Here is a 23,445-nt window from a genome sequence, read left to right as displayed (position 1 = left end):
ACTCCGAACGGGGAGCCGCCATCTTAGCCACCACGGCGGGCGATCAGCGCGCGCCGGGTCGCAGCCGCAGCAATTCGCGCAGTTCGTACTTGTCGGTGTCGTCCAGGCCCTGCGCGCGCTGCTTGGCCTGCAGTTCCTCCAGCCGCTGCTGCAGGGTCTGGGTTTCCAGCTGCACCACCACGTCGTGCAGTTCCTGGCGCCAGCTGGCGGTGTCGCCGGGAATGTCCTGCACGGCCAGCTTCTGCAGCGCGGGCAGCTCTTCGCGCTCGTGGAATTGCTCCAGCAGCGCGCCGGTGGTGATCTCCGGGCGCGCGTGCACGATCTGCAGCAGTTCGATCATCAGCTCGATGCCGGGCAGGCGCAGGCCGGCGAACGGATAGGGCGGGCGCAGGTCCAGCGCCAGCGACGGGGTATGCAGCAGGCGCACGATCGCCTCGCGCACCAGGCTGCGTTTTTGCGCCGGGCGCACCGCGCGCGGCGGCGGCTTGGCCGGTTGCGCGGCGGCGGGCGCGGGGCCGCCGATGCCGGTGATCTCGGCCAGGCGCTGGCGCATCAGGTCGCCGAAGGCGCCGTCGGGGATCTGCGCCAGCATCGGCCGCGCGCGCTCGGCCAGCCGCGCCTTGCCGTCGAGCGTAGCCAGGTTCACTTCGCGCGACAGCTCGTCGAAGAAGAACTGCGACAGCGGCGTGGCCTGGCGCAGGCGCTCGCCGAAACCGTCCGCGCCCTCCTTGCGCACGATGCTGTCCGGATCCTCGCCGTCGGGCAGGAACAGGAAGAACGCCTGGCGTCCGTCCTTCATCCGCGGCAGCACCGATTCCAGCGCCTTCCAGCCGGCGCGGCGTCCGGCGGCGTCGCCGTCGAAGCAGAAGAACACGTCCGGCGCGTTGCGGAACAACAGTTCGGCATGGTCCGGCGTGGTCGCCGTGCCCAGCGTGGCCACCGCCTGGGTCACGCCGAACTGGAACAGCGAGACCACGTCCATGTAGCCCTCGACCACGACCAGCCGCTCGATCTTCTGGTTGGCCTGGCGCACCTGCCACAGGCCGTACAGTTCGCGGCCCTTGTGGAACAGCGCGGTCTCCGGCGAGTTCAGGTACTTGGGGCCGTCGTCCTTGTCCATCACCCGGCCGCCGAAGGCGATCACCCGGCCGCGGCGGTCGAAGATCGGGAACATCACCCGGTCGCGGAACTTGTCGTAGACGTGGCCGCGTTCGTTCTTGGAGAACAGCCCGGCGCGATCGAGCAGCTTGCTGCGGCGCTCGTCGGTGCCCAGCGCGTCCTTCAGCGCGCTGTAGCCGTCCGGCGCGTAGCCGATGGCGAAGCGCGCGCGGTTCTCGGCGTCGACGCCGCGCCCATCCAGGTACTGGCGCGCCTTGTCGCTGCCCTCGAGCTGGCGCTGGAAGAACTTCGCCGCCGCGTCCAGCGCCGAATACAGGTCGCGGTGGTCGTCGCCTGCGGCCTGCGCGGCGCCGCGCTGCTGCGCGTCGCGCGGCACTTCCATGCCGGCGCGCTTGGCCAGTTCGTCGACCGCGTCGAGGAACTCGAGGCGGTCGTAGTTCATCAGGAAGCTGATCGCGGTGCCGTGCGCGCCGCAGCCGAAGCAGTGGTAGAACTGCTTGGTCGGCGACACCGTGAACGAAGCCGAGCGCTCGTCGTGGAACGGGCAGCGCGCCGCGTATTCCTTGCCCTGGCGCTTCAGCGGCACGCGCGTGCCCACCACCTCGACGATGTCGGTGCGGGCAAGCAGGTCGTCGATGAACGCGTCGGGGATGCGGGCCATCGCAATAGGATGCCATGCGCCCGGCCGTCGCCGCGGATCAATCCGCCGCGCGGGCGCCGGCAGGGCCTATGGCGGTGGCGGCACCGGGTCGGCCGCGGCGGCATCGATGCCGGCCGCGGCCAGTTTGCGCTTGGAGCGCAGGCGCTCGTCGATCACCGCGGTGATCAGCGCGCCGACGAAGAACACCACGCTGGCGTAGTAGATCCACACCAGCAGGATCACCAGCGCGCCCATTGAGCCGTAGGCGCTGCCCGGCGCGGCGGTGGCGATGTACAGGCCGATCGCGTAGCGGCCGATCACGAACAGGCAGGCGGTGATCGCGCCGCCGAGCAGGGCCTGGCGCCATTCCACGCGGCGGTCGGGCAGGTAGTGGTAGAGCACCGCGAAGGCGAGCATGTAGATCACCAGCGTCGACACGTAGCCCACCGCCGGCAGCAGCGACGGCAGCCGCGCGAAGGCCACCTGCAGCACCGTGGTGAGGATCATCGAGATCAGCAGCAGGAAGCCCAGCGCGAACACCACGCCGAAGGAGAACACGCGCTTCTTGAACCAGGCGACGATGCCCTCCAGCCGCTGCGCGTCGGTGCGGAAGATCAGGTTCAGCGCGTTCTGCAGCTGCGCGAACACCGCGGTGGCGCCGACGAACAGCAGCAGCGTGCTCCACAGCCCGGCCAGCGAGCCGATGCTGGGCTGGTCCTTGGCGTTGTTGATGATGGTCTGTGCGACCTCGCGCGCACCGTGCCCGGCCAGCTGCCCGATCTGTTCGATGAAGGCCTGCTGCGCTTGCGGGTACAGCGAGGCGGTCAGCCACAGCAGCAGCACCAGTAGCGGCGCCAGCGACAGCAGCGCGTAGAACGACAGCGACGCCGACTGGGTCATCACGTCGATCTCGACGAAGCGCCGCAACAGCGCCGCGGGCAGGCTCTGCTGCAGGCGCGCGAGATGCTTGTGCAGGCGTTCGGGCGACAGGGAGATGGACATGCCTTCGGACGTGGCGGCGCGCGGGATCGGCGGGCCGGCGGCGGCGCGGAAGGTCCGCAGGCCCGGGGGCGTTGTAGCAGCCCCGGGCCGAAAGGCGGGTGAAGCCAGGCCTGTTGCGATGGCGTTGGGCGGGCGCTACGGCTTGGCGCGTAGCGCCAACAGGCGCTGCGCGGCTCAGCCGGCCAGTTGCTGCTTGACCAGCGTCGAGACCAGGCCCATGTCGGCCTGGCCGGCGAGCTTGGGCTTGAGCACGCCCATCAGCTTGCCCATGTCGGCCGGGCCGCTGGCGCCGGTCTGCGCGATCGCGTCGCGGATCGCCGCGACGATCTCGGCTTCGCCGAGCTTGGCCGGCAGGTAGCGCTCGATCACTGTGATCTCCTCGCGCTCGATCGCCGCCAGGTCCTCGCGCCCGGCGGCCTCGTACTGGTTCACCGAGTCCTTGCGCTGCTTGACCATCTTGTCCATCACCGCGAGCACGGCGGCATCGTCCATCTCCACGCGCTCGTCCACTTCCTTCTGCTTGATCGCGGCGTTGATCAGCCGGATCACGCCCAGGCTGTGCTTGTCGCCGGACTTCATCGCGGCCTTCATGTCGTCGGTGAGCTGCTGCTTGAGGGTCATGAGGGGCTCTAGGGGGAAAAGGGAAAGAACGGGGGTTGCTTATTCTAGGAGGCGAGCCGCGGCACGATGCGGGCGATGTCGTCCCGACGGGCTGCCGATGAACCGGCCTGCGGCACTGTGGGCCATCCGCAGGATCCCGCGGTGGACGACGACGGCCCGGTCGGTGCGGCAGGTCGCCGGCTCCGGCGCGTGGCGCGCGAATGCGCGGCGCATCAGGCCGCGCATGGGCCCTGGACGTATCGCCGCGCGGATCGGCCGAGCACACAAAAAGCCGGCGACGCTTGCGCGTGCCGGCTTCGGTGGCTTGCCGTAGCGGATGCCGAAACCGGCACATTCCGCTACCGCAAACCGCGATCCTCAGTACAGACGCTGACGCTTGGTGACGTCGCGAGACGTCCGGCGCAGCTGGCGCTTCACCGCGGCTGCGGCCTTGCGCTTGCGTTCCTGGGTCGGCTTTTCGTAGAACTCGCGCTTGCGGGTTTCGGCCAGCACGCCGGCCTTTTCGCAGGTGCGCTTGAAGCGACGGAGCGCAAACTCGAAGGGCTCGTTCTCGCGGACTTTGACGCTGGGCATGGAATCTCCGGGACACAATGATGACCGGGTCACGCCCGGCGAGCCGCACATTATAGCGACTGATTTGAGCCGTGCAAGTCGGCCGTCGCGGCGGCGGACGGGGCCTGCGATTCGACCCGCCGCTGCGCTTCGCGCGCCCGGTAGTGGAGCCAGGCGGCCATGATCTGCCGCACCAGCGGCAACAGCAGCAGCGAGCCGGGCGCGTGCAGCAGCAGCCCCGGCGCGCCGAGCAACAGCAGCCAGCGGCCGCGCAGCCGCAGGCTGCCATGCGCCAGCGCCACGCCCAGTCCCAGCGCCAGCAGGCTCAGCAGCAGGCTGATCAGCGAGATGGCCCCGAACAGCGGGCCGATCCGGCTCGACGCCGGCAGCACCAGCAGCAGGTACAGCAGCAGGTACGCCGCCGCGCAGGCCACGCCCAGCGCGTAGCGCGGCGGTGCGCTCAGCCCGTGCCGATGCACCACCGCGAGCAGGGCCTGGGCCTGCGCGGCGGGCAGCCGCTGCGGATGGACCGTGCCGCGGGCGCCGCGCTGCTGCAGGAACGGCTTGCCGGCCTGGACCAGCACCAGGCGGTTGGCCTGTTCCGGCGCGCAGCGCCGGCTGCCCCGGTACCACTGCGCCTCAGCCTGGACGCCGGCCCCGGCGACGGCGCGGACCAGGCCCTGCAGTTGCGCCAGATCCCAGCGCTCGACCTTGTAAACTCCCAGCATCGCGTCCACGTCCTTGCGTGTGATGTGCGGCTTTCCGGCCACCAGCCTAATCGGCCTGCTTCCTCGACGGAACCGTTCTGTGACTTCTTGCTCTTCTTTGCGGATACCGCGATGCGCGTCCTAGGCATCGAATCCAGTTGCGACGAAACCGGCGTGGCCGTCTACGACACCGGCCTGTCCGGCGCGGCGGCGTTGCGCGCGCATGCGCTGTACAGCCAGATCGCGCTGCACGCCGAGTACGGCGGGGTGGTACCGGAACTGGCCAGCCGCGACCATGTGCGCAAGCTGCTGCCGCTGATCCGGCAGACCCTGGACGAGGCCGGGCTGGGCGTGCGCGACATCGACGGCGTGGCCTACACCGCCGGCCCGGGCCTGGTCGGCGCGCTGCTGGTCGGCGCCGGCGTGGCGCGGTCGCTGGCCTGGGCGCTGGAGGTGCCGGCGATCGGCGTCCACCACATGGAAGGCCACCTGCTGGCGCCGCTGATGGAGGACGATCCGCCGGCGGCGCCGTTCGTCGCGCTGCTGGTGTCCGGCGGCCATACCCAGCTGGTCGCGGTCGAGGCGATCGGCCGCTACCGCCTGCTCGGCGAGACCCTGGACGACGCCGCCGGCGAAGCCTTCGACAAGACCGCCAAGATGATGGGCCTGCCGTACCCGGGCGGACCGCAGCTGGCGGCGCTGGCCGCGCAGGGCACGCCGGGCCGGTTCCGCTTCGCGCGGCCGATGACCGACCGCCCGGGCCTGGACTTCAGCTTCTCCGGGCTCAAGACCCAGGTGCTGCTGGCCTGGCGCGACAGCGACCAGAGCGAGGCGACCCGTGCCGACATCGCACGCGGTTTCGAGGACGCGGTGGTCGATACGCTGGCGATCAAGTGCGAGCGCGCGCTGGACGCGGCCGGCAGCGACGTGATCGTGGTGGCCGGCGGCGTCGGCGCCAACCAGCGCCTGCGCGCCAAGCTGCAGGCGATGGCGCTCAAGCGCGGCGGACGCGCCTGTTTCCCGCGCCCGGCGCTGTGCACCGACAACGGCGCGATGATCGCCTTCGCCGGCGCGCTGCGCCTGCAGGCCGGCCAGTACAGCGACGCGGCGGTGCAGGTGACGCCGCGGTGGGACATGGCATCGCTGCCGCCGTTGGCGGCAGCGAGGCCGCGGGACCCGGGACTCGGGACCCGGGACCCGGTAGAGCCTCAGACTCCCGCTTTTCCGGGTCCCGAGTCCCCGGTCCCGAGTCCCGAGCATGGATAAGGTTTTCATCGAAGGCCTGGAAATCGACGCGCTGATCGGCATCTACGATTGGGAGCGGCGGATCCGCCAGACGCTGCGCTTCGACCTGGAAATGGGTTTCGACAACCGCAAGCCCGCGGCCAGCGACGACATCGCCGATACGCTCAACTACAAGGCGGTCAGCAAGCGCCTGGTGGAGGTCGTGGAGCAATCGGATTTCGGCCTGGTCGAGACGCTGGCCGAGCGCTGCGCGGCGATCGTGCTGGCCGAGTTCGACGTGCGCTGGCTGCGGCTCAAGCTCAGCAAGCCCGGCGCGGTGCGCGGCACGCAGGCGGTGGGCGTGATCATCGAGCGCAGCCGCCAGGAAGATTGATCCGCGGGCGGCGGCGGCCACGGCCCCCGGCGGCGCTGCGGCGCGATCCGCTGTCCCGCGCCGTTGCCCCTCTGTAGGAGCGGCTTCAGCCGCGACCGATCTGCCGGTATGCCGCTGACGTTTGGGTTTCTGTCGCGGCTGAAGCCGCTCCTACAGAAAAAAAGCGGCATGTCGAGCGTCCCGTGGCGCCGCGTACATCGCGTGGCGCGCAGCGGCTGTGTTGCGCCGCCGGCGTGGCTGGCACCGCATGCAGCTTGTTCGCCCGCCGCCGCCGGCATGGCGCGCTCGGCCGCCCTGCTTGACGCTCATCACGGTAACGGGCATGTTGCTGTGCAACGCAACATCCGGCCGATCGCGCCGGGATGGCGTACACCGCAGGGGCACGATGGACTGGAGCAAGTACCGCACGGCCACCTACGACGAGCTGATCCAGGCCGACGGCCGGCCGCGCCCCGCCGCCCGCCGGGTCATCGAATACCTGTCCAGCCTGTCCGGGCGCGAGTTGTCCGAGCGCCAGCTCGCCGCCGATGTCGCCGCGCGGGTCATGGGCATCACCTTCACCGTGTATTCGGACGGCCGCAACGTCGACCGCACGCTGCCGTTCGACCTGATCCCGCGGGTGATCCCGCTCAGCGAGTGGCAGCGCACCGAAGCCGGGCTGAAGCAGCGCATGCGCGCGCTCAACCTGTTCATCGGCGATGTCTACGGCGAACAGCGGATCATCCAGGACAAGGTGTTCCCGGGAATGCTGCTCGAGCACTCGGTGAACTTCCGCCCGCAGTGCGTGGGCATCAACCCGGCGCTCGGCGTATGGGCGCACGTGTGCGGTTCGGACCTGGTGCGCGACGCCGACGGCACGCTGTACGCGCTGGAAGACAACCTGCGCATTCCCAGCGGCGTGTCGTACATGCTCGAGAACCGCATGGTCGCCAAGCGGGTGTTCCCGGAACTGTTCGACACCAGTGCGATCCTGCCGGTGGACGAATACCCGTCGCAGCTGTACGACACGCTGGCGGCGCTGTCGCCGCGTCCCGGCGACCAGCCGGTGATCGCGCTGCTGACCCCGGGCATGTTCAACAGCGCCTACTTCGAGCACGCCTACCTGGCGCAGGCGATGGGCATCGAGCTGGTCGAGGGCGACGACCTGTTCGTCGCCGACGACGACTGCACCTACATGCGCACCGTGTACGGTCCGCGCCGCGTGGACGTGATCTACCGCCGCGTGGACGACCTGTTCCTGGACCCGGAGGTGTTCCACCCCGATTCGGTGCTCGGCGTGCCGGGGCTGATCCGCAGCTGGCGCGCCGGCAGGGTGGCGCTGGCCAATGCGCCGGGCGCCGGCGTGGCCGACGACAAGGTGGTGTTCGCCTACGTGCCGAAGATGATCCGCTACTACCTGGACGAGGAGCCGATCCTGCCCAACGTGCCCAGCTACCTGTGCCATGACGACAAGGACCGGCAATACGTGCTCGAGCACCTCGAACAGCTGGTGGTGAAGCCGGCCAACGAATCCGGCGGCTACGGCATGCTGATCGGGCCGCGCTCGACCAAGCGCCAGCGCGACAAGTTCCGCAAGCTGATCCAGGCCGACCCGCGCAACTACATGGCGCAGCCGACGCTGGGCCTGTCCACCGCGCCGATCGTCACCGAGGCCGGCCCGGCGGCGCGGCACCTGGACCTGCGGCCGTTCATCCTCTCGCGCGAGGACGTCTACGTCACCACCGGCGGGTTGACCCGGGTGGCGATGGAGGAGGGGTCGCTGGTGGTGAACTCCTCGCAAGGCGGTGGCGCCAAGGACACCTGGGTGGTGGACCTGGACGAGGAGCTGGACTGATGCTTTCGCGCGTCGCCGACAGCCTCTACTGGTTCAGCCGCTACGTGCGCCGCGCCGAGACCACCGCGCGGCTGGTCGGCGTGGGCAGCCTGCTGCAGCTGGACCTGCCGCGCTCGGTGCGGTTCGCCTGGCGGCCGATGATCGACACGGTCGGCGCCGGCGAGAACTTCAACCTGTGGTTTCCCAACGCCGGCGACGACGTCGGCGACACCGACGTGGTGCGCTTCCTGCTGCTGGACGAGCGCAATCCCTCCTCGCTGCGCAGTTCCGCGCAGCAGGCGCGCGAACTGCTGCGCAGCATCCGCGACACGCTGCCGCAGGAGGTGTGGGAAGCGGTCAACGACCTGCACCTGTACATCGACGCCAACGGCGAGCGCAGCATCGGCCGCCGCTACCGGATGGATTTCCTCAACCGGGTCACCGACGCCTGCCTGAAGGTCTCCGGGCTGCTTACCGCCAACGTCAGCCGCGACATCGGCTTCCAGTTCCTGCGCCTGGGCACGGCGATCGAACAGGCCGACATGACCACGCGCATCATCGACGCCGGCGCCTCCGGCCTGATCACGCCGCGCAAGGCCGACGACCTGGAGGCCTACCAGAACATGCAGTGGATGAGCGTGCTGCGCTCGCTGGCGGCCTACCAGATGTACCGGCGGCACATGCGCCAGCGCGTCACCGGCGAGCACGCGCTGCGCTTCCTGCTGCAGAACAACGATTTCCCGCGCAGCGTGCACTTCTGCCTGACCCGCGCCCAGCACATCCTGCCGACGATGCCGCCGCGCCCGGCGGTGGAGCGCGCGCTGATGCGGATCAACGGGCTGGTGCGCAACGCCGACCCGGCCTACCTGGCCCGGCACAACCCGGCCGCGTTCATGGACGAGATCCAGACCCACCTGGGCCACCTGCACGCCGCGATCGCCGACGCCTACTTCAGCGCGTAGGGACGATGGCGACCGACGCCGCGCAGAAGATTGGCGGCTTGGTTGTCGCGGCTGAAGCCGCTCCTACAGACGGCAGCGGACAGGCGGCGCTGTGGATGCACTGCGACGCGGTACCGGACGGTGCCGCGGGGGGCGATGGCCGGCGCCGGTGTCGGCGGCAAACGGGTAGGCTTGCGCAGGCCGCGCGGGGCCGCCGCGCCGCTGCCGGCACCAGTGATCGCGGGGCTGACGCCCGCCGCGGCGCGGTAGACAGTTCCTGAATAGGGGCCGGAAATGGCCGCCGACTTGCCCGCTCGCCAGGCCGGAGAGCTAGAATTGACGGCTATGTAAACGTTTTCTCAAAGGACCCCATGGCTTCGGATCGTATCGAATCGCTCATCGCCCGCATGACCCTCGAAGAGAAGGTCGGCCAGCTCGGCGTTTTCGCTGACATGGTGCGCCCGTTCGCCCCGGACGTGAATCCGGAGGCCAATGTCAGCAATGCCGACGAGGTGCTGCAGCAGGTGCGCGCCGGCAAGGTGGGCTCGCTGTTCAACGGGGTGGGCGCGGCGCTCGGCCGCCAGATCCAGACCGTGGCGCTGCAGGAGAGCCGGCTCGGCATCCCGGTGGTGCTGGCCGCCGACGTGATTCACGGCATGCGCACGGTGTTCCCGATCCCGCTGGGCGAGGCCGCCAGCTTCGAGCCGGAACTGGCCGCGCGCACCGCGCGCGCCACCGCGATCGAGGCCACCGCCGCCGGCATCCACTGGACCTATGCGCCGGCGGTGGACATCGCCCGCGACCAGCGCTGGGGCCGCGGCGCCGAAGGCGCCGGCGAGGACGTGGTGCTGGGCTGCGCGTTCGCCGCCGCGCGCGTGCGCGGCTTCCAGGGCGAGGACCTGCGCGCGCACGACTCGCTGCTGGCCACGCCCAAGCACTTCGCGGCCTACGGCGCGGTCGCCGCGGGCATGGACTACAACGCGGTGGACATCGCGCCGCAGACCCTGCGCGACGTGCACCTGCCGCCGTTCCAGGCCGCGTTCGCCGCCGGCGCGCTCAGCGTGATGACCTCGTTCAACGACATCAACGGCGTGCCGGCCAGCGCCAACCACGAATTGCTGACCGAGATCCTGCGCGGGGAATGGAAGTTCCCGGGCGTGGTGATCTCCGACTACACCGCCGACATGGAGCTGATCGCGCACGGCTATGCCAGCGATGAGCGCGACGCCACCAGGAAGGCGTTCCTGGCCGGCATGGACATGAGCATGCAGAGCGGCTTCTATGCCGCGCACCTGCCGTCGCTGGTGGAAGACGGGGAGGTGCCGATGGCGGCGCTGGACGAGGCGGTGCGGCGGGTGCTGGCGCTGAAGGAGGCCATCGGCCTGTTCGACGATCCCTACCGTTCGCTGGATCCGGCGCGCGAAGCCGACCAGGCGCACATCCCCGCGCACGATGCGCTGGCGCGCGACGCGGCGCGGCGTTCGATCGTGCTGCTGAAGAACGACGGCCCGGTGCTGCCGCTGCGCAAGAGCGGGCAGACCATCGCCCTGATCGGCCCGTTCGCGCAGGACCGCGAGAACATCGAAGGCTGCTGGACCCTGTTCGGCGACAAGGACCGCTACGTGACCCTGGAAGACGGCATGCGCGCAGCGCTGGCCGATCCGGCGGCGCTGGTGGTGGTGCCGGGCTGCGAACTGGAAGCGCCGCTGGACGGCGGCATCGACGCGGCGCTGGCCGCCGCGCAGGTGGCCGACGTGGTGGTGCTGGCGCTGGGCGAGCCGCAGCGCTACAGCGGCGAGGCGCAGTCGCGCACGCAGATCGTGCTGCCGGCGGCGCAGCAGGCGCTGGCCGAGGCGGTGGCGGCCAGCGGCAAGCCGCTGGTGGTGCTGCTGCGCAACGGCCGCGCGCTGGCGCTGCACGGCGCGGTGCGCGACGCGGCGGCGATCGCGGTGACTTGGTACCTGGGCACGCAGACCGGCCCGGCGGTGGCCGACGTGCTGTTCGGCGACTACAACCCGTCGGCGCGGCTGCCGGTGAGTTTCCCGCTCGATGCCGGCCAGCAGCCGTACTTCTACAACCACCCGCGCACCGGCCGCCCGGAGCTGCCGACGATGAGCGAGTACAAGGCGCGCTGGCGGGAGATCCCCAACGAGGCGCTGTATTCGTTCGGCCACGGCCTGAGCTATACGCGCTTCGTCTATGGCCCGCCGCAGCTGGATCGCGCGCAGCTGCGCTGGGACGACACGCTGACCGTGACCACGCGGCTGGACAACGTCGGCGAGGTCGCCGGCGAGGAAGTGGTGCAGCTGTACGTGCACGACCGCGTCGCCAGCCGGGTGCGCCCGGTGCGCGAACTGAAGGGCTTCCGCAAGGTGCTGCTGCAACCGGGGCAGGGCGTGGACGTGGTGTTCACGCTGGATCGCCGCGCGCTGGCGTTCACCGATCGCCACGGCCGCTTCGAAGCCGAGCCGGGCCTGTTCGACCTGTGGGTCTGCGCATCGTCGACCAGCGGCGAGCCGGTGAGCTTCGAACTGCTGCCGAAGGCGTAACGCGAGCGCGCCATTGAGCGGCCCTGAAGGCGGGGCTGCCAGTGGCGTCAGGGCTGGTCAGCTGCGCGTCGCCGAAGCGAACCGTGGGCGACGTTGGGGGCTCGCGGTCGCGTTGGCCGGCGCGGGCCGAACCTGCGCCTCCACAAAGGCCGGTGCCTGGCTGGGAGCAGCCCTGCAGCTGTCCGCAGCGACACGGATGCGGCCGTTCCAGGTAGCGGTTGGACCGCCCACGCCAGCGGCGACAGGCACGGAGCGTTGGTGTGATCCACCCGCTTGGACGAAACCAGGCCCAAGCAGACGCGCGGCGCCGCTTGCCGCGCCGTGGTCACGAAGCCGGCCAGCTGGCGCGCCGACTTCGCGCGCAAGCCGGCATGGGCTCGCGCCCGCAGTCGGCCTTCGACCGTCAGCATGGAGGCGCTCGGGTCCCGGCGCCTTCCAGCCGATGCGTCGTCGGGACTGAAGCGCTTGCAGAGGCTGCGCTCCGACTGGCCGAACGCGACCGCGAGACTGAGGGGCTGCGGTCGCCTCGGCGCGGCCGCGGCTCAACCGTCCAGCGGCCGCAACTGCAGCAGGCGTCCGCCGCTGCCGTCCTCCAGCAGCCAGATCGCGCCATCCGGTCCCTGCTCCACTTCGCGGATGCGCTTGCCCATGTCGTAGCGCGCCGCTTCGCGCGCTTTCTCGCCATTGAACTCGATCCGCACCAGCGCCTGCGACGACAGCCCGCCGATGAAGCCGTTGCCGCGCCACTGCGGGAACTGGCTGCCGCTGTAGATGATGAAGCCGGCCGGCGAGATCACCGGCGTCCAGCTGACCTTCGGCGCGGCGAACTCCGGGCGCGTGTCGTGGTCGGGAATCGGGCGTCCGTCGTAGTGGTCGCCGTTGGACACGATCGGATAGCCGTAGTTGGCGCCGCGCTGGATCAGGTTCAGTTCGTCGCCGCCGGCCGGCCCCATCTCGTGCTCCCACAGCAGGCCGTTGGCATCGAACGCCAGCCCGAGCACGTTGCGGTGGCCGAGCGACCACACCTGCGCGGCGACGCCGCCCTGCCTGGCGAAGGGATTGTCGGCCGGCACGCTGCCGTCGGCATTCAGGCGCACGATCTTGCCCAGGTTGCCGCTCATGTCCTGCGCCGGATCGAACTTCTGCCGCTCGCTGGAGCTGATCCACAGCTTGCCGTCCGGGCCGAACGCCAGGCGGTGGCCGTAGTGGCCCGAGCCGGTCACCTTCGGCTGCTGGCGCCAGATCACCTTCAGCTCCGACAGCGCGCCGCTGCCGTCGGCATTCAACGTGAGCTTGGCCCGCGCCACCGCGCCGCCGCGGGTATCGCCTTCGCCGGCCTCGGCATAGCTCAGATAGACCCAGCCGTTCTGGGCGAAGCCCGGGTGCGGCAGCACGTCGCCGAAGCCGCCCTGGCCGCCGTAGGCCACCTTGGGCACGCCGCTGATGCTGCCGACCTGGCCGCTGGCCGGATCGAAGCGCTTCAGGGCGCCGCGCTTCTCGGTGACCAGCGCGGTGCCGTCGGGCAGGAAGCTCATCGCCCACGGCTCGTTGAAGGTGGCCTGGGGCGTGGCGGTGAACGGCCAGTCGCCGCGTTTTTCGCTGACTTTCGCCGGTGCCGCGGCCTGCGCCGCGAAGACCGCCAGACCCAAGGCAAGACCGCAAGCCAGACCCAGAGAAGAACGTTGCATGGCGCACCTGTCGGAAGGAGGAGTCGAATACCGGACGCTAGCAAACCCAGCGTTGGCGGCAAGCATGCAGTGTCGAAGACGTGGCGCCGGTCACGGGCGTGGTGCGTGCGCGCACCAACGCGGACGGGACGCGCGCGCGTGGAGGCATCGCATCCTGCGACATGACACGGATGTGACACGACTGCGAGTGTGTTCGCTCGTGGGCGGCCGATCTTGCATTCTCGACCGACACGAATCGCTACGATTGATGACTGCAACGGTGACCTGGACATCGCGATCCTGCGCTGCGAAGAATCCAGATCGACGCGTGTCATTGCTGCGATTGCGAAGCAAGGCGGCTGTGCATGCGCCGGCCAACACCGTTGCCGCGTTCCTGGCTGATCCAACGGTTCGGCACCATCGCACATGTCGACCGCTATCCGCTCCGCTGAGGCTCCCCTGCACAGCGCTGAGCTCCCGTGCATCGCGGCATGGGCAAGCCCGCACGGGAGCTCGCACGGGGGCTCTCGCAGAAGCGCTGGCGACGTGCTGGCGACTTCGTCGGTTTCGCGTGTACTACGGAACGGCGCAGCGTCGGCGCACGCGATGGTACGCCCCGTCCGTCGCGAGAGTTCAGCGCTGGCCCGCACGCTCCCAGGCGCGGCGCACCGCATGCCGGGCCTTGCTCCAGCTCAACGTCGCCGAGCCCTTGTCGGCATCCCATTGCCGGTGCAGGTCGGCTTCCACCTGCTCGTAGGCCTGGGCGAGGTTGCGCACGCGCGCCTCGTGGCCGACATGGTAGGCCGGTTCGTAGTCCTCGAAGCGCTCGCCTTCGGTGTAGTACGGCTCGTCGACGAAGCGCTCGCGCCAGTACTGCGACACGGCGCTGCGTTCGTCGTCGTTGGGTTCGCGTCCGGGGATCTGGTAGGGAACGCTCATCGCCGTCTCCTGTGGTTGCTGTGCAGCCGACGCTAGCGCCGGGGCCGTTAATGCCGTTCCAGCGCTGCGTGACGGGTCCATGAAGCGGGCGTCGTGCGGCGCGGCGGGCGAAAAAAGTGACAAGCGGCAGGTGCGGCGGCGTGCGCCGCTCCGTAGCATCGCCGTGCACCTCCCATCCGCTCCAGGACACCCCGCATGGCCGCCACCGGACTCGCATTGCTGACGCCGTATCTCGCCACCGCGGGCATCGGCTGGATCTACTACCGCCGCCTGCGCCGCTACTTCGGCCGGCAACCGTGGCAACCGCGGCGCACGCTGGCGCGGCTGGCGCTGCTGGGCGTGCTCGGGCTGGGCCTGGCGTACCTGGCGGCGATGCTGCCGGCGGTGCGCCTGGGCATGGCCGGCGGTGCGCTGGCCGGCGTCGCCCTGGGGATATTCGGCTTGCGGCATACGCGCATCGAACTGCACCAGGGCGTACGCACCTATGTCCCCAATCCGTGGATCGGCGCCGGCCTCAGCGCGCTGCTGCTCGGCCGCCTGGCCTGGCGCTGGGCCAGCGGCGGCTTCTCCGGCGGCAGCGCACAGACGCTGCAGCACGCCAGCCCGCTGACGCTGGCGATCGCCTCGGCGCTGATCGCCTATTCGCTGGTGCAGGGGCTGGGCCTGATGCAGCGGATGCGTGCGCTGGCCTCGGCGCCGTAGGCCGCGCTATTGGGCGGCGGCCGCGGCCTCGTAGGGCAGCGCGGTCGCGCCGGCGGACACCATGGCCGGATCGGCCCTTTCCAACTGCGCCGTCTCGCCTTCGATCACCACCAGGATGCGGCCGGCCTCGATCTCCTCCTCGAACGTGCGTCGTACCGGATCGGCGACGGTGGCGCCGACCAGCGCCGAGGACCAGGTGCCGACCAGCGCGCCCGCCAGCGTCATCACCCCGGCGCCGGCCAGGGTGATGCCCAGCGGCGGCACCGCGATCGCGACCAGTCCGGCCAGCAGGCCGGCCGCGCCGCCGCCCAGCGCGCCGCGCGCGGCCGCGGGCACGAAGTCGGTCTTGGCGTCCTTGCGGTCGTCGGGAATGGCCTGCAGTTCGATGTCGCCGCGCGCGATCAGCGACAGGTCGTCGTTGTCCACGCCGGCGCTGCGCGCCGCCTGCAAGACGCGGGTCGCGGTGGCGACATCGGGCGTGCTGTAGACACGGCGTAGTTTCATCGCGGCATTCGTCCGGTCGGCTCGGGCCTACAGGGTCGCCACGGCCTGGTTAGCGGTGCGTGACAACGCCGCAGCGCTGCGTGAAGACCGCCTCAGGGCCGTGCCGGGGTGCGCGGGAACGCGTAGAACACCGCCCCGACCAGCAGCGCCGCACCGGCCGCGGCCAGGTTCTGCCAGCTGGCGCTGAGCAGCAGCGCCAGCGCCAGCAGCAACGCCGCGACCGGGATCAGCGGCCCGCCGGGCAGCTGCAGCGCGCCGGGGCGGTCGCCGTAGCGCCGCGCCAGCACCAGCACCGCCGCGGCGGTGCCGATGTAGGCGAACAGCCGGGTCACCATCGACAGCAGCGCCAGCTTCACGAACGAGCCGGACAGCGCCAGCGCCAGCGACAGCACGCCCTGCAGCACGATCGCCGCGGCCGGGGTGCGGAAGCGCGGATGCACCCGCGCCAGAATCGCCGGCCCGTAGCCGTCCTGCGCCAGCGCGAACAGGAAGCGCGGCCCGAGCATCACCGTGTTGCTGGTGGTGCCGAGGATGGAGATGGTGGCGCCGACGGTGAGGATCAGCGCCAGCGCCTCGCCGCCGAAGCCGCTGGCCGCGTCGGCCAGCGGCGTCGCCGACTGCGCCACGTTGGCCAGCGTGCCCTGCGCCACGACCTGCACCGCCGCGTAGATGAGGGTCACGGTGACGATCATCGTGATCAGCGCGAACGGCACGTCGCGGCGCGGATTGCGGTACTCGCCGGCGGCGGCGGGGATGTTCTCGAAGCCGGCATAGGCGAACAGCAGCAGCAGCGCCGCTTCGCCCATGTTGCCGAAGTCGCGCGGGTCCGGCGCCTGGCCGGAGAACGCCCACGACCAGTCCACGTAGAACAGGCCGATGGCCACGAACAGCAGCAGCGGCACCAGTTTGCCGATCACCAGCGCCACCCCGGTGCGCGCGGCCGACTTCACCCCGATCACGTTGATCGCGGTGAGCAGGCCGAGCGAGCCGACCACGATCGCCAGCCGTGCGCCGCCGCCGGCGGCGGCCGGCCAGAAGCGCACCACCGCGTCGGCCAGGCCGTTGCTGAGCGCGGCGGCCGAGCTGATCCGGGTCAGCCAGATCATCCAGCCGATCTCGAAGCCGGCGAAGCGGCCGAACGCCTCGCGCGCATACAGGTAGCTGCCGCCGGGTTCGTCGAAGTAGCTGGCGGCCTGCGCGTAGCACAGCACCAGCAGCGCCACCGCCAGCCCGGCCAGCAGCACCGCCCACAGGCTCAGCGGCCCGAGCAGCGCGGCGGTGGCGGCGGGCAGCAGGTAGATGCCGCTGCCGATCACGTCGTTGATCGACAACCCGACGATCTGCCAGCGGCTGACCGCGCGGACCAGCCCGGGACGTTCGGGCTCGCTCATGGCGCCGGCTCCACGGCCGGCAGCGACCATGCCTCGCGCAGGCGCCGGTACTCGTGCGCCGGCAGCAGCACGAACAGCGGCCTGGCCGACGGCTGCAGCCAGGCCAGCAGGCCGCGCATGTGCTCGGGCGTCATCGCCGTGCAGCCGGCGGTGGCTTCGCCGGGCGCGCGCCACAGGTGGGCGAAGATGCAGCTGCCGGCGCCGGGCCGCGCGCGCGGATTGTGTTCGATCACGAAGCCCTCGCGGTAGCGGCCGTCGCCCTCCTTGTGCAGGTCCAGGCGCATCGGTTCGGTGGAGCCTGCGACGGCCTCGGCGCCGACCGCCTCGGCATCGACGATACGGTTGTACAGCGGCGAGTCGGGCACGTCGATGCAGTAGCTGCTGGCGCGCATCGCGCGGTACGGCAGCGCGGTGTCGGCGCGCTCGGCATAGCCGAACGCTTCGCCGATCGCGAACGCCCCGGCCGGGCTGCGGCCGTCGCCTTCGCGCTTCTGCGGCGCGGCCGCCTGCGCCGGATGCAGGCCTTCGCCCCAGGCGCTGCCGTTGCGTCCCAGCGCCACGGCGAAGCCCTCGCCGTGCGCGCGCCAGCCGTCGCCGTCGCGTTCGAACGCCTGCAGCCGCCCGCGCGGGCTGTTCCAGTCCGGCGCGATCACCAGCACCAGCTGCCGCGCCTGCCGCATGGCCTGCGGCGCGGCGGCGTGGGCGCTGCCGATGGCGGCCACGGCGAGCGCGAGCGCCGCCAGGCAGGCCAGCGCGCGGCCCGGGACGGCGCGGCGCGCGGCGGTGAAGGACGGGAACATCGGCATGCGATTCTCCGGTAGCGGCCGGTCAGGCGTCGAGCAGGTGCTGGACCCGCTCCAGGTTGATCGCCAGCTGGCGGTGGCGGTCGGGGTTGGTCTGGCACAGCAGCACGAACACGAAGTCGAGCAGGTGCTGCAACGAGGCACGGTACAACAGTTGCTGGATATGCGGCGCAGGATCGTGCGCCGACACCGCCAGCGCGGCGTCGGCATGCGCGCGCAGCGGGTTGGCGGTGTGCCGGGTGATCGCCACCACGCGGCCGGCGCCGGCCTGGAACTGGCGCGTGATCTGCGACAGCGCCGGCAGCTTGCCGAACTCGGAGAACATCAGCAGCACGTCGTCCGGGCGCGCGGCCGACAGGTTGGCCATCATCAGGATCGGATCGGCGTGGTGCACGGTGAGCACGCCGAGCAGCGACAGGCGCATCGCGAACTCGCGCGCGAATAGGCCGTCGTCGCCGAGGCCGCAGACGAACACCTTGGGCGCCTGGTCGATCAGCGCGACCACCCGCTCGATCTCCGCGCGCGGGTTGAGCAGGCGGGTCTCCTCCTCGGCGGCGGCCTTGCTGCGGCGCAGGGCCTGGTCCAGGCGCAGGTAGTCGTCGTTGTCCAGGTCGGCCGCCGGCGGCTGCGCGCTGTCCTGCCCGCCGCCGCTGCGCGCGACGGCCTGGCCGATGGAGTACTTCAGGTCCGGGTAGCCCTTGAAGCCTAGCTTCTGGCTGAACTTGACCACGCTGGACTGGCTGATGCCCAGCGCGCTGGCGAGCTGTTGCGAGGAGTAGTCGCGCAGCAGGTGGGCGTTGTCGACGATGAAGTCGGCGATGCGGCGTTCGATGGCCGACATGCGTGCGCGCTCGGAGCGGATTTTGACCAGGGGTGGCATGGGGCGATATGGAGTCCGCAGTTCTGTCGGTACGGGTGAGTGTCGATGAGGTTGTAAAGGAATCCGCGGCCCGAGGCTACGCAAAATAGCCTTGTTCTTGCTCTTGCTCTTGCTCTGCTTTGCTCCTGCTGTTGCTGTTGCTTGTGCCTTTGACTTACTGGGTCCCTTACGTAGCGGCGAACAGGCCGGGAAAAACCCCGAAGGGGCGGCGCACATGGATGTGCGCCGTTCGCGAAAGGGGCAGGATGCCCCCTACGCGAATCCCGGTCTGTTCGCGGACCCGGAGCGCGCAGCGCGGAGGGCGCGGAGTAGGGTGTGCTTTCTTTTGGTTACTTTTCTTTGCACAAGCAAAGAAAAGTAACTCGCCGCAAGGCGAAAGCTTTGCTGTTGCTTGTGCTTGGGTTTTGCTTGTGGGAGCACAGCAACAGCAACAGCAACAGCTTCCGCTAACGCGGGTCACTTTTCTTTGCTCGTGCAAAGAAAAGTAACCAAAAGAAAGCACGCCCGTCCTCGCGCCTTCCGCGCTGCGCGCTCCAGGTCCGCGTCTACGCCGGGGATTCGCGGAAGGGGCATCCTGCCCCTGCCGCGAACGGCGCACATCCCTGTGCGCCGCCCCTGCGGGGTTTTTCCCCGACGTAGCCGCCGCTGCGGATGGGACCCGGTAAGTCAAAAGCAACAGCAGAAAAGCAACAGCAACAGCAACAGCCAAAGCAAGAGCAACAGCGGTGGAACCGGTGAGGCGGGTCTAACGGCGGCGACGGAAACGACCTCGCGTGATGCACCGTGCCGCGCGCAGCGTTGCATCACCCGCGCGGCGGCAGCAGTTCCAGGCCGCGGATCTCGCGGATGCCCAGCCCCGGCGCGTCGGTGATCGTGATCTCCGACTCGTTGAACATCACCCCGCCCTCGACCGGGTTGAACAGGCCCAGCGACGGGCCGTCCAGGTCCACCTTGGTGATGATGTCCGCCTTGGCCACCGCCAGGTGCACCGCCGCCGCCACGCTGATGCTCGACTCGATCATGCAGCCGATCATGCACTGCACCCCGTTCAACGCCGCGATGTCGGCGATGCGGATCGCGTTGGACAGCCCGCCGGTCTTCATCAGCTTGATGTTGATGATGTCCGCGGCGCGGCGCTGGATCAGGTCGATCACCTGCGCCGGCCCGAACACGCTCTCGTCGGCCATCACCGGCGTGTTGACCCGGTCGGTGACGTACTTGAGCCCGTCGATGTCCGCGGCCTTCACCGGCTGCTCCAGCAACTCGAGCAGCACGCCGGCATCCTCCAGCGCGCGCATCGCCTGCACCGCCTGCTTGGCGGTCCAGCCCTGGTTGGCGTCCAGACGCAGCAGCGCGCGGCCTTCGACCGCGGCATGGATCGCCTTGACCCGCTCGATGTCCAGGCCGATGTCCTTGCCGACCTTGATCTTCAGCGACTCGAAGCCGCGCTCGATCGCCGACAGCGAGTCGGCCACCATCTTGTCGATGTAGTCCACGCTGATGGTGATGTCGGTGGTGATGACCGGGTCGCCGCCGCCGAGCAGCTTGTACAGCGGCGCGTCGTAGAGCTGGCCCCACAGGTCGTAGACCGCGATCTCCACCGCGGCCTTGGCGCTGGTGTTGCGCTCCAGCGCGGACTGGATCAGGCCGGTGATGCGGTTGAGGTCGGCGATGTCCTGGCCAAGCAGGCGCGGCTTGATGTAGCGGTCGATGGCCTCCACGATCGAGCCGTGGGTATCGCCGGTGATCGGCGCGGTGGCCGGCGCCTCGCCGTAGCCGGTGTGGCCGCTGTCGGTGCGGACCAGCACCACCACGTCCTCGACCGTCTCCACGGTGCGCAGCGCGGTCTTGAACGGGGTCTTCAGCGGCACGCGCAGCATGCCGAGCTGGATATCGGTGATCTTCATTCGGGGCTCTTGGCGCGAAGGCGCTGGATGTTGGTGATGCGGTCGACGTAGGTGACGGTGTCGCTGGCCAGCATCGGCTCCAGCGGCGTCACCGATACGCCGTTCAGATGCGCCGACGCGCGCCGGCCGTCGGCGCCGAGCCAGCCGCCGCCAGCGGTGTCGTGGATCATGTAGGCCAGCCCGTCGGCGTGCCCGAGCGCGAGCATGACGTGGCCGGGGATGTAGACCAGGTCGCCGACCTGCAGGCGCCGCACCGCGTCCATGCGCTCGCGCGGGCCGTCGCGCTTGTCGAAGGCGATGCGGTCCAGTGCCGGGCTGATCGCCTGCGCGCTGGTGTTGCGCGGCATCAGCACGCCGAAGCTGCGGTAGATCTCCGAGACGAAGCCGCTGCAGTCGCGGGTGCCGTAGTCGTGGCCCCAGCCATAGCGCTCGCCGAGGAACTTGAACGCCTGCGCGATCAGGTTGCGCGGGGTCAGCGGCAGGTAGTCGGCGGCGGTGTCCTCGCTGCGCGGCAGCAGCGCCGGCGCCAGCGCCAGGCTGCCGTCGGCGTTGCGTACGGGCAGTTCGATCACGTGCGAGGTGGCCGGATGCTGGCCGTTGACCGGCCGCTGCGCCGGCCAGTCGGCCAGCACCGGCACGCGCACGCCCATGTCCAGCTGCAGCCGCGACAGCTCGGGCCGCTCCGGGGTGTAGGCGGTGAATGCGGTGGCGCCGGTGACGATGCGGTAGGGCGCGCGCCGTGCATAGCCGAGCACCTGCGCGGCATCGCCGATGGCCACGGCGGTGCGGTCGATCCAGGCGCTGTAGCGCTCGCTGGCCACGAACAGCCACTGCCCGTCGCGGCTGACGTGCAGCACCGCCACCGCATCGCCCGGGAACAGCGCCGATTCCTGGAAACGGTCGATGTCGGTGTCGCCGGGCGTGGAGAACACGCGTTCGCGGGTCGGGAAGGTGCGCAGCGCCGCGCGCTTGACCACCAGCCCGTAGCGCAGCTCGCGCGTGGCGGGGATGGCGTCCAGCGCCAGGCCGGCGACGAAGCCGTCGATGCGCGCCGCATCCAGCGCCGCGCCGCGCGCGTCGTAGAGCGTGCGGGTGGGACGCGAGGACAGCGCCTGGATCCGCTCTTGCACCAGCGCCGCAGGCAGCGGCGACGGCAGCCCGGCGATGTCCTCGATCGCCGGGTCGCTGGCACGCATGCGCGCGTTCTGCGCGTCGATGCCGGCGCGGTCGAGGATGCTGCGGTCGGGATCGGGCTGGCGCGCGATCCAGTACGCCGGTTCGAGTTGCTGCGGCTGCAGCGCCACGATCCCGGTCCGCGCATCGACCGGCACGCGCGGCAACTCGCGCGCCGCCAGCGTGGCGGTGGCCGCCAGCGCCACGCCGAGCGTGGCCGACAGCCAGAAGGCGCGCGTCGTGCGCCGGCGGGGGATGGTCATGGAACGGCTCCCGAGGAATGGCAAAGAATATTTATTCCTTTCTCGCTTGATTGCAAGAATAAATTATTGACCCGCTACCAGGGGCGTGCTACACAGCGGTTACCGCCCTGTTCCGGTGAAGTGTCGTCGTGGAACCCCGCCTCCGCCAGCATTCTTCGCGCTATGCCGCGTCCTGGGGCGCATGGGCGGTGCTGCTGCTGGCGTGCCTGTGCGCGCGGCCGGCGGGCGCCGGCGAGCCGCCGCCGCTGCCGCAGGTGATCGCCGACATCGACGCCGGCCGTTTCGGCCAGGCCGAACGGCGTATCGCCGCGGCGCTGGCGAACGCGTCCACGACCGCGCAACAGCGCGGCGAGTACGCATTCCAGCGCGAGCGCATGCGCCGCATCCGGCTGGATTTCGGCCTGGACGAGGCCGCCGCCAAGCGCCGGCTGCGGCAGTGGATCCCGGACCTGCGCGAGGCCGAGTTCGCCGCCTGGGACGCCGCCGGCCTGCTCGAGCGCATGGACATCGACGGCGAGCGCCGCTATTTCAATCGCGCGCCGTCCAACCTGTTGCGCCTCAGCGCCGAGGCCGCGGCGCGGCGCGCGCCGGATGTGCCGCCGCCGCGCGACGGCCCCTACGAACGCCTGCACCCGCATCACCGCGAAGTGCTCGCGGCCGCCGCGTCCAGCGGCGCCAGCAGCGTCGCGCCGCGGCGCCTGCGCGTCACCCAGTCGCTGACGGTGAAGGCCGATGCGGTGCCGGCTGGCGAGACCGTGCGCGCCTGGATCCCGTATCCGCGCGATATCGCCGGGCAGCAGCAGGACATCCGCCTGCTCGGCAGCGTCCCCGCCGGCGTGCGCGTGGCGCCGCAGGACGCGCTGCAGCGCACCGCCTACCTGGAACGCATCGCGCAGGCGGGCACGCCGACCGAGTTCTCGGTGAGCTACGAGCTGACCGTCCATGCGCGGCATTTCGATCTCGATCCGGCGCGGGTGCGGCCGGCGCCGGCCGATCCGGCGCTGGCGCCGTACCTGGAGCAGCGCCCGCCGCACGTGGTGTTCACCCCGGCGCTGCGCGAGTTCTCGCGCAAGGCGGTGGGCCAGGAGAAGAACCCCTACCGCATCGCCCAGCGCCTGTTCGCCGCGGTGGACCGCATTCCCTGGGCCGGCGCGCGCGAGTACTCGACCCTGTCCAACATCAGCGACTACGCGCTGCACGCCGGCCATGCCGACTGCGGCCAGCAGACCCTGCTGCTGATCGCGCTGCTGCGCCTGAACGGCATTCCCGCGCGCTGGCAGTCGGGCTGGACCTTCTCCGACGAGGCGATGGGCTACGACAACATGCACGACTGGGGCTGGCTGTACCTGGCGCCGTACGGCTGGGTGCCGATGGACGTGACCACCGGCGCGCTGGACAGCGACGACCCGAAGCTGCGCGGCTTCTACCTGGGCAGCCTGGACGCCTACCGCATCGCGTTCAACGACGACTGGGCGCGGCCGCTGCTGCCGGTCAAGCGCCACTTCCGCTCCGAGACCGTGGACTCGCAACGCGGCGAGGCCGAATGGCGCGGCGGCAACCTGTACTTCGACCAATGGGACTACCGCTTCGACTGGAAGATGCTGCCGCCCGACGGCACGTGAGGCAGGGACGGGGACCTACCACCACTTCAACG

20 protein-coding genes are annotated in these 23,445 nt (G+C 70.5%); 7 read left to right on the top strand and 13 right to left on the bottom strand.

Annotation, left to right across the window (positions count from 1 at the left end; genetic code table 11):
- Positions 1-43: 43 nt before the first annotated feature.
- The 5 genes from dnaG to JR065_RS13355 all read right to left on the bottom strand — a co-directional run bounded on the left by dnaG (position 44) and on the right by JR065_RS13355 (position 4,662).
- Positions 44-1,780 carry a DNA primase gene (dnaG, locus tag JR065_RS13375; RefSeq protein WP_206234741.1) on the bottom strand — a complete coding sequence of 579 codons (1,737 nt, stop codon included), beginning with the start codon at positions 1,778-1,780 and terminating at the stop codon, positions 44-46.
- A 66-nt stretch (positions 1,781-1,846) separates the two neighbouring features.
- On the bottom strand, positions 1,847-2,761 hold the full coding sequence (locus JR065_RS13370; RefSeq protein ID WP_206234740.1) for a YihY/virulence factor BrkB family protein: 915 nt from the start codon (positions 2,759-2,761) through the stop codon (positions 1,847-1,849).
- Positions 2,762-2,935: 174 nt separating this feature from the next.
- Positions 2,936-3,382, bottom strand: coding sequence for a GatB/YqeY domain-containing protein (locus JR065_RS13365; RefSeq protein ID WP_206234739.1), 447 nt, complete (start codon positions 3,380-3,382; stop codon positions 2,936-2,938).
- Positions 3,383-3,739: 357 nt separating this feature from the next.
- Positions 3,740-3,955: a 30S ribosomal protein S21 gene (gene rpsU / locus JR065_RS13360; protein WP_003465342.1), complete on the bottom strand. Its 216-nt coding sequence runs from the start codon at positions 3,953-3,955 to the stop codon at positions 3,740-3,742.
- A 50-nt stretch (positions 3,956-4,005) separates the two neighbouring features.
- Positions 4,006-4,662, bottom strand: a complete 657-nt coding sequence (locus JR065_RS13355; protein ID WP_206234738.1) for a hypothetical protein — start codon at positions 4,660-4,662, stop codon at positions 4,006-4,008.
- Between the two features lie 111 nt (positions 4,663-4,773).
- On the opposite strand from JR065_RS13355, the gene tsaD reads away from it, so the two are divergent.
- The 5 genes from tsaD (at position 4,774) to JR065_RS13330 (ending at position 11,562) form a co-directional block, all read left to right on the top strand.
- On the top strand, positions 4,774-5,907 hold the full coding sequence (tsaD, locus tag JR065_RS13350) for a tRNA (adenosine(37)-N6)-threonylcarbamoyltransferase complex transferase subunit TsaD (protein ID WP_206234737.1): 1,134 nt from the start codon (positions 4,774-4,776) through the stop codon (positions 5,905-5,907).
- The gene (folB, locus tag JR065_RS13345; RefSeq protein ID WP_206234736.1) at positions 5,900-6,259 is read left to right on the top strand and encodes a dihydroneopterin aldolase; all 360 of its coding nucleotides are present in this window, start codon (positions 5,900-5,902) and stop codon (positions 6,257-6,259) included. Before tsaD ends, folB begins: the two co-directional genes overlap by 8 nt.
- A gap of 385 nt (positions 6,260-6,644) precedes the next feature.
- Positions 6,645-8,093, top strand: coding sequence for a circularly permuted type 2 ATP-grasp protein (locus tag JR065_RS13340; protein ID WP_206234735.1), 1,449 nt, complete (start codon positions 6,645-6,647; stop codon positions 8,091-8,093).
- The gene (locus JR065_RS13335) at positions 8,093-9,034 is read left to right on the top strand and encodes an alpha-E domain-containing protein (protein ID WP_206234734.1); all 942 of its coding nucleotides are present in this window, start codon (positions 8,093-8,095) and stop codon (positions 9,032-9,034) included. Before JR065_RS13340 ends, JR065_RS13335 begins: the two co-directional genes overlap by 1 nt.
- Positions 9,035-9,384: 350 nt before the next feature.
- On the top strand, positions 9,385-11,562 hold the full coding sequence (locus JR065_RS13330; protein WP_206234733.1) for a glycoside hydrolase family 3 N-terminal domain-containing protein: 2,178 nt from the start codon (positions 9,385-9,387) through the stop codon (positions 11,560-11,562).
- A 542-nt stretch (positions 11,563-12,104) separates the two neighbouring features.
- Here the strand turns inward: JR065_RS13330 and JR065_RS13325 are convergent.
- Positions 12,105-13,250 carry a PQQ-dependent sugar dehydrogenase gene (locus JR065_RS13325; RefSeq protein WP_206234731.1) on the bottom strand — a complete coding sequence of 382 codons (1,146 nt, stop codon included), beginning with the start codon at positions 13,248-13,250 and terminating at the stop codon, positions 12,105-12,107.
- Positions 13,251-13,862: 612 nt separating this feature from the next.
- On the bottom strand, positions 13,863-14,168 hold the full coding sequence (locus JR065_RS13320; RefSeq protein ID WP_206234730.1) for a hypothetical protein: 306 nt from the start codon (positions 14,166-14,168) through the stop codon (positions 13,863-13,865).
- 195 nt (positions 14,169-14,363) lie between these two features.
- On the opposite strand from JR065_RS13320, the gene JR065_RS13315 reads away from it, so the two are divergent.
- Positions 14,364-14,870, top strand: coding sequence for a hypothetical protein (locus JR065_RS13315; RefSeq protein WP_206234729.1), 507 nt, complete (start codon positions 14,364-14,366; stop codon positions 14,868-14,870).
- Between the two features lie 6 nt (positions 14,871-14,876).
- Here JR065_RS13315 and JR065_RS13310 read toward each other — a convergent pair whose 3' ends face one another.
- The 6 genes from JR065_RS13310 to JR065_RS13285 all read right to left on the bottom strand — a co-directional run bounded on the left by JR065_RS13310 (position 14,877) and on the right by JR065_RS13285 (position 21,791).
- Positions 14,877-15,374: a hypothetical protein gene (locus tag JR065_RS13310; RefSeq protein ID WP_206234728.1), complete on the bottom strand. Its 498-nt coding sequence runs from the start codon at positions 15,372-15,374 to the stop codon at positions 14,877-14,879.
- Between the two features lie 92 nt (positions 15,375-15,466).
- A complete protein-coding gene (locus JR065_RS13305; protein WP_206234727.1) occupies positions 15,467-16,765 on the bottom strand; it encodes an APC family permease in 1,299 nt (432 codons plus the stop codon).
- Positions 16,762-17,565, bottom strand: coding sequence for a L,D-transpeptidase family protein (locus JR065_RS13300; RefSeq protein ID WP_206234775.1), 804 nt, complete (start codon positions 17,563-17,565; stop codon positions 16,762-16,764). The genes JR065_RS13305 and JR065_RS13300 overlap by 4 nt, the downstream gene beginning before the upstream one ends.
- 28 nt (positions 17,566-17,593) lie before the next feature.
- On the bottom strand, positions 17,594-18,448 hold the full coding sequence (locus JR065_RS13295; RefSeq protein WP_206234726.1) for a MurR/RpiR family transcriptional regulator: 855 nt from the start codon (positions 18,446-18,448) through the stop codon (positions 17,594-17,596).
- A gap of 803 nt (positions 18,449-19,251) precedes the next feature.
- Positions 19,252-20,355: a dipeptide epimerase gene (locus JR065_RS13290; protein WP_206234725.1), complete on the bottom strand. Its 1,104-nt coding sequence runs from the start codon at positions 20,353-20,355 to the stop codon at positions 19,252-19,254.
- Entirely contained in the window at positions 20,352-21,791 is a 1,440-nt protein-coding gene (locus tag JR065_RS13285) for an SH3 domain-containing protein (RefSeq protein WP_206234724.1), read from the bottom strand. The genes JR065_RS13290 and JR065_RS13285 overlap by 4 nt, the downstream gene beginning before the upstream one ends.
- A 128-nt stretch (positions 21,792-21,919) precedes the next feature.
- On the opposite strand from JR065_RS13285, the gene JR065_RS13280 reads away from it, so the two are divergent.
- Positions 21,920-23,413 (top strand): transglutaminase domain-containing protein, encoded by a 1,494-nt coding sequence (locus JR065_RS13280; RefSeq protein ID WP_206234723.1) that lies wholly within the window; start codon positions 21,920-21,922, stop codon positions 23,411-23,413.
- Positions 23,414-23,445: the final 32 nt, after the last annotated feature.

It is taken from the genome of Xanthomonas sp. (assembly GCF_017163755.1).
Taxonomy (GTDB): domain Bacteria; phylum Pseudomonadota; class Gammaproteobacteria; order Xanthomonadales; family Xanthomonadaceae; genus Xanthomonas_A.
Note: the sequence above shows the minus strand (reverse complement) of the source record. Positions and strands in the feature narration are given on the sequence as shown.

What these genes read in the sequence shown, in the direction of transcription:
- dnaG (WP_206234741.1), bottom strand. Translation starts at nt 1,780, where the DNA reads ATGGCCCGCATCCCCGACGCGTTCATCGACGACCTGCTTGCCCGCACC.
- JR065_RS13370 (WP_206234740.1), bottom strand. Translation starts at nt 2,761, where the DNA reads ATGTCCATCTCCCTGTCGCCCGAACGCCTGCACAAGCATCTCGCGCGC.
- JR065_RS13365 (WP_206234739.1), bottom strand. Translation starts at nt 3,382, where the DNA reads ATGACCCTCAAGCAGCAGCTCACCGACGACATGAAGGCCGCGATGAAG.
- rpsU (WP_003465342.1), bottom strand. Translation starts at nt 3,955, where the DNA reads ATGCCCAGCGTCAAAGTCCGCGAGAACGAGCCCTTCGAGTTTGCGCTC.
- JR065_RS13355 (WP_206234738.1), bottom strand. Translation starts at nt 4,662, where the DNA reads ATGCTGGGAGTTTACAAGGTCGAGCGCTGGGATCTGGCGCAACTGCAG.
- tsaD (WP_206234737.1), top strand. Translation starts at nt 4,774, where the DNA reads ATGCGCGTCCTAGGCATCGAATCCAGTTGCGACGAAACCGGCGTGGCC.
- folB (WP_206234736.1), top strand. Translation starts at nt 5,900, where the DNA reads ATGGATAAGGTTTTCATCGAAGGCCTGGAAATCGACGCGCTGATCGGC.
- JR065_RS13340 (WP_206234735.1), top strand. Translation starts at nt 6,645, where the DNA reads ATGGACTGGAGCAAGTACCGCACGGCCACCTACGACGAGCTGATCCAG.
- JR065_RS13335 (WP_206234734.1), top strand. Translation starts at nt 8,093, where the DNA reads ATGCTTTCGCGCGTCGCCGACAGCCTCTACTGGTTCAGCCGCTACGTG.
- JR065_RS13330 (WP_206234733.1), top strand. Translation starts at nt 9,385, where the DNA reads ATGGCTTCGGATCGTATCGAATCGCTCATCGCCCGCATGACCCTCGAA.
- JR065_RS13325 (WP_206234731.1), bottom strand. Translation starts at nt 13,250, where the DNA reads ATGCAACGTTCTTCTCTGGGTCTGGCTTGCGGTCTTGCCTTGGGTCTG.
- JR065_RS13320 (WP_206234730.1), bottom strand. Translation starts at nt 14,168, where the DNA reads ATGAGCGTTCCCTACCAGATCCCCGGACGCGAACCCAACGACGACGAA.
- JR065_RS13315 (WP_206234729.1), top strand. Translation starts at nt 14,364, where the DNA reads ATGGCCGCCACCGGACTCGCATTGCTGACGCCGTATCTCGCCACCGCG.
- JR065_RS13310 (WP_206234728.1), bottom strand. Translation starts at nt 15,374, where the DNA reads ATGAAACTACGCCGTGTCTACAGCACGCCCGATGTCGCCACCGCGACC.
- JR065_RS13305 (WP_206234727.1), bottom strand. Translation starts at nt 16,765, where the DNA reads ATGAGCGAGCCCGAACGTCCCGGGCTGGTCCGCGCGGTCAGCCGCTGG.
- JR065_RS13300 (WP_206234775.1), bottom strand. Translation starts at nt 17,565, where the DNA reads ATGTTCCCGTCCTTCACCGCCGCGCGCCGCGCCGTCCCGGGCCGCGCG.
- JR065_RS13295 (WP_206234726.1), bottom strand. Translation starts at nt 18,448, where the DNA reads ATGCCACCCCTGGTCAAAATCCGCTCCGAGCGCGCACGCATGTCGGCC.
- JR065_RS13290 (WP_206234725.1), bottom strand. Translation starts at nt 20,355, where the DNA reads ATGAAGATCACCGATATCCAGCTCGGCATGCTGCGCGTGCCGCTGAAG.
- JR065_RS13285 (WP_206234724.1), bottom strand. Translation starts at nt 21,791, where the DNA reads ATGACCATCCCCCGCCGGCGCACGACGCGCGCCTTCTGGCTGTCGGCC.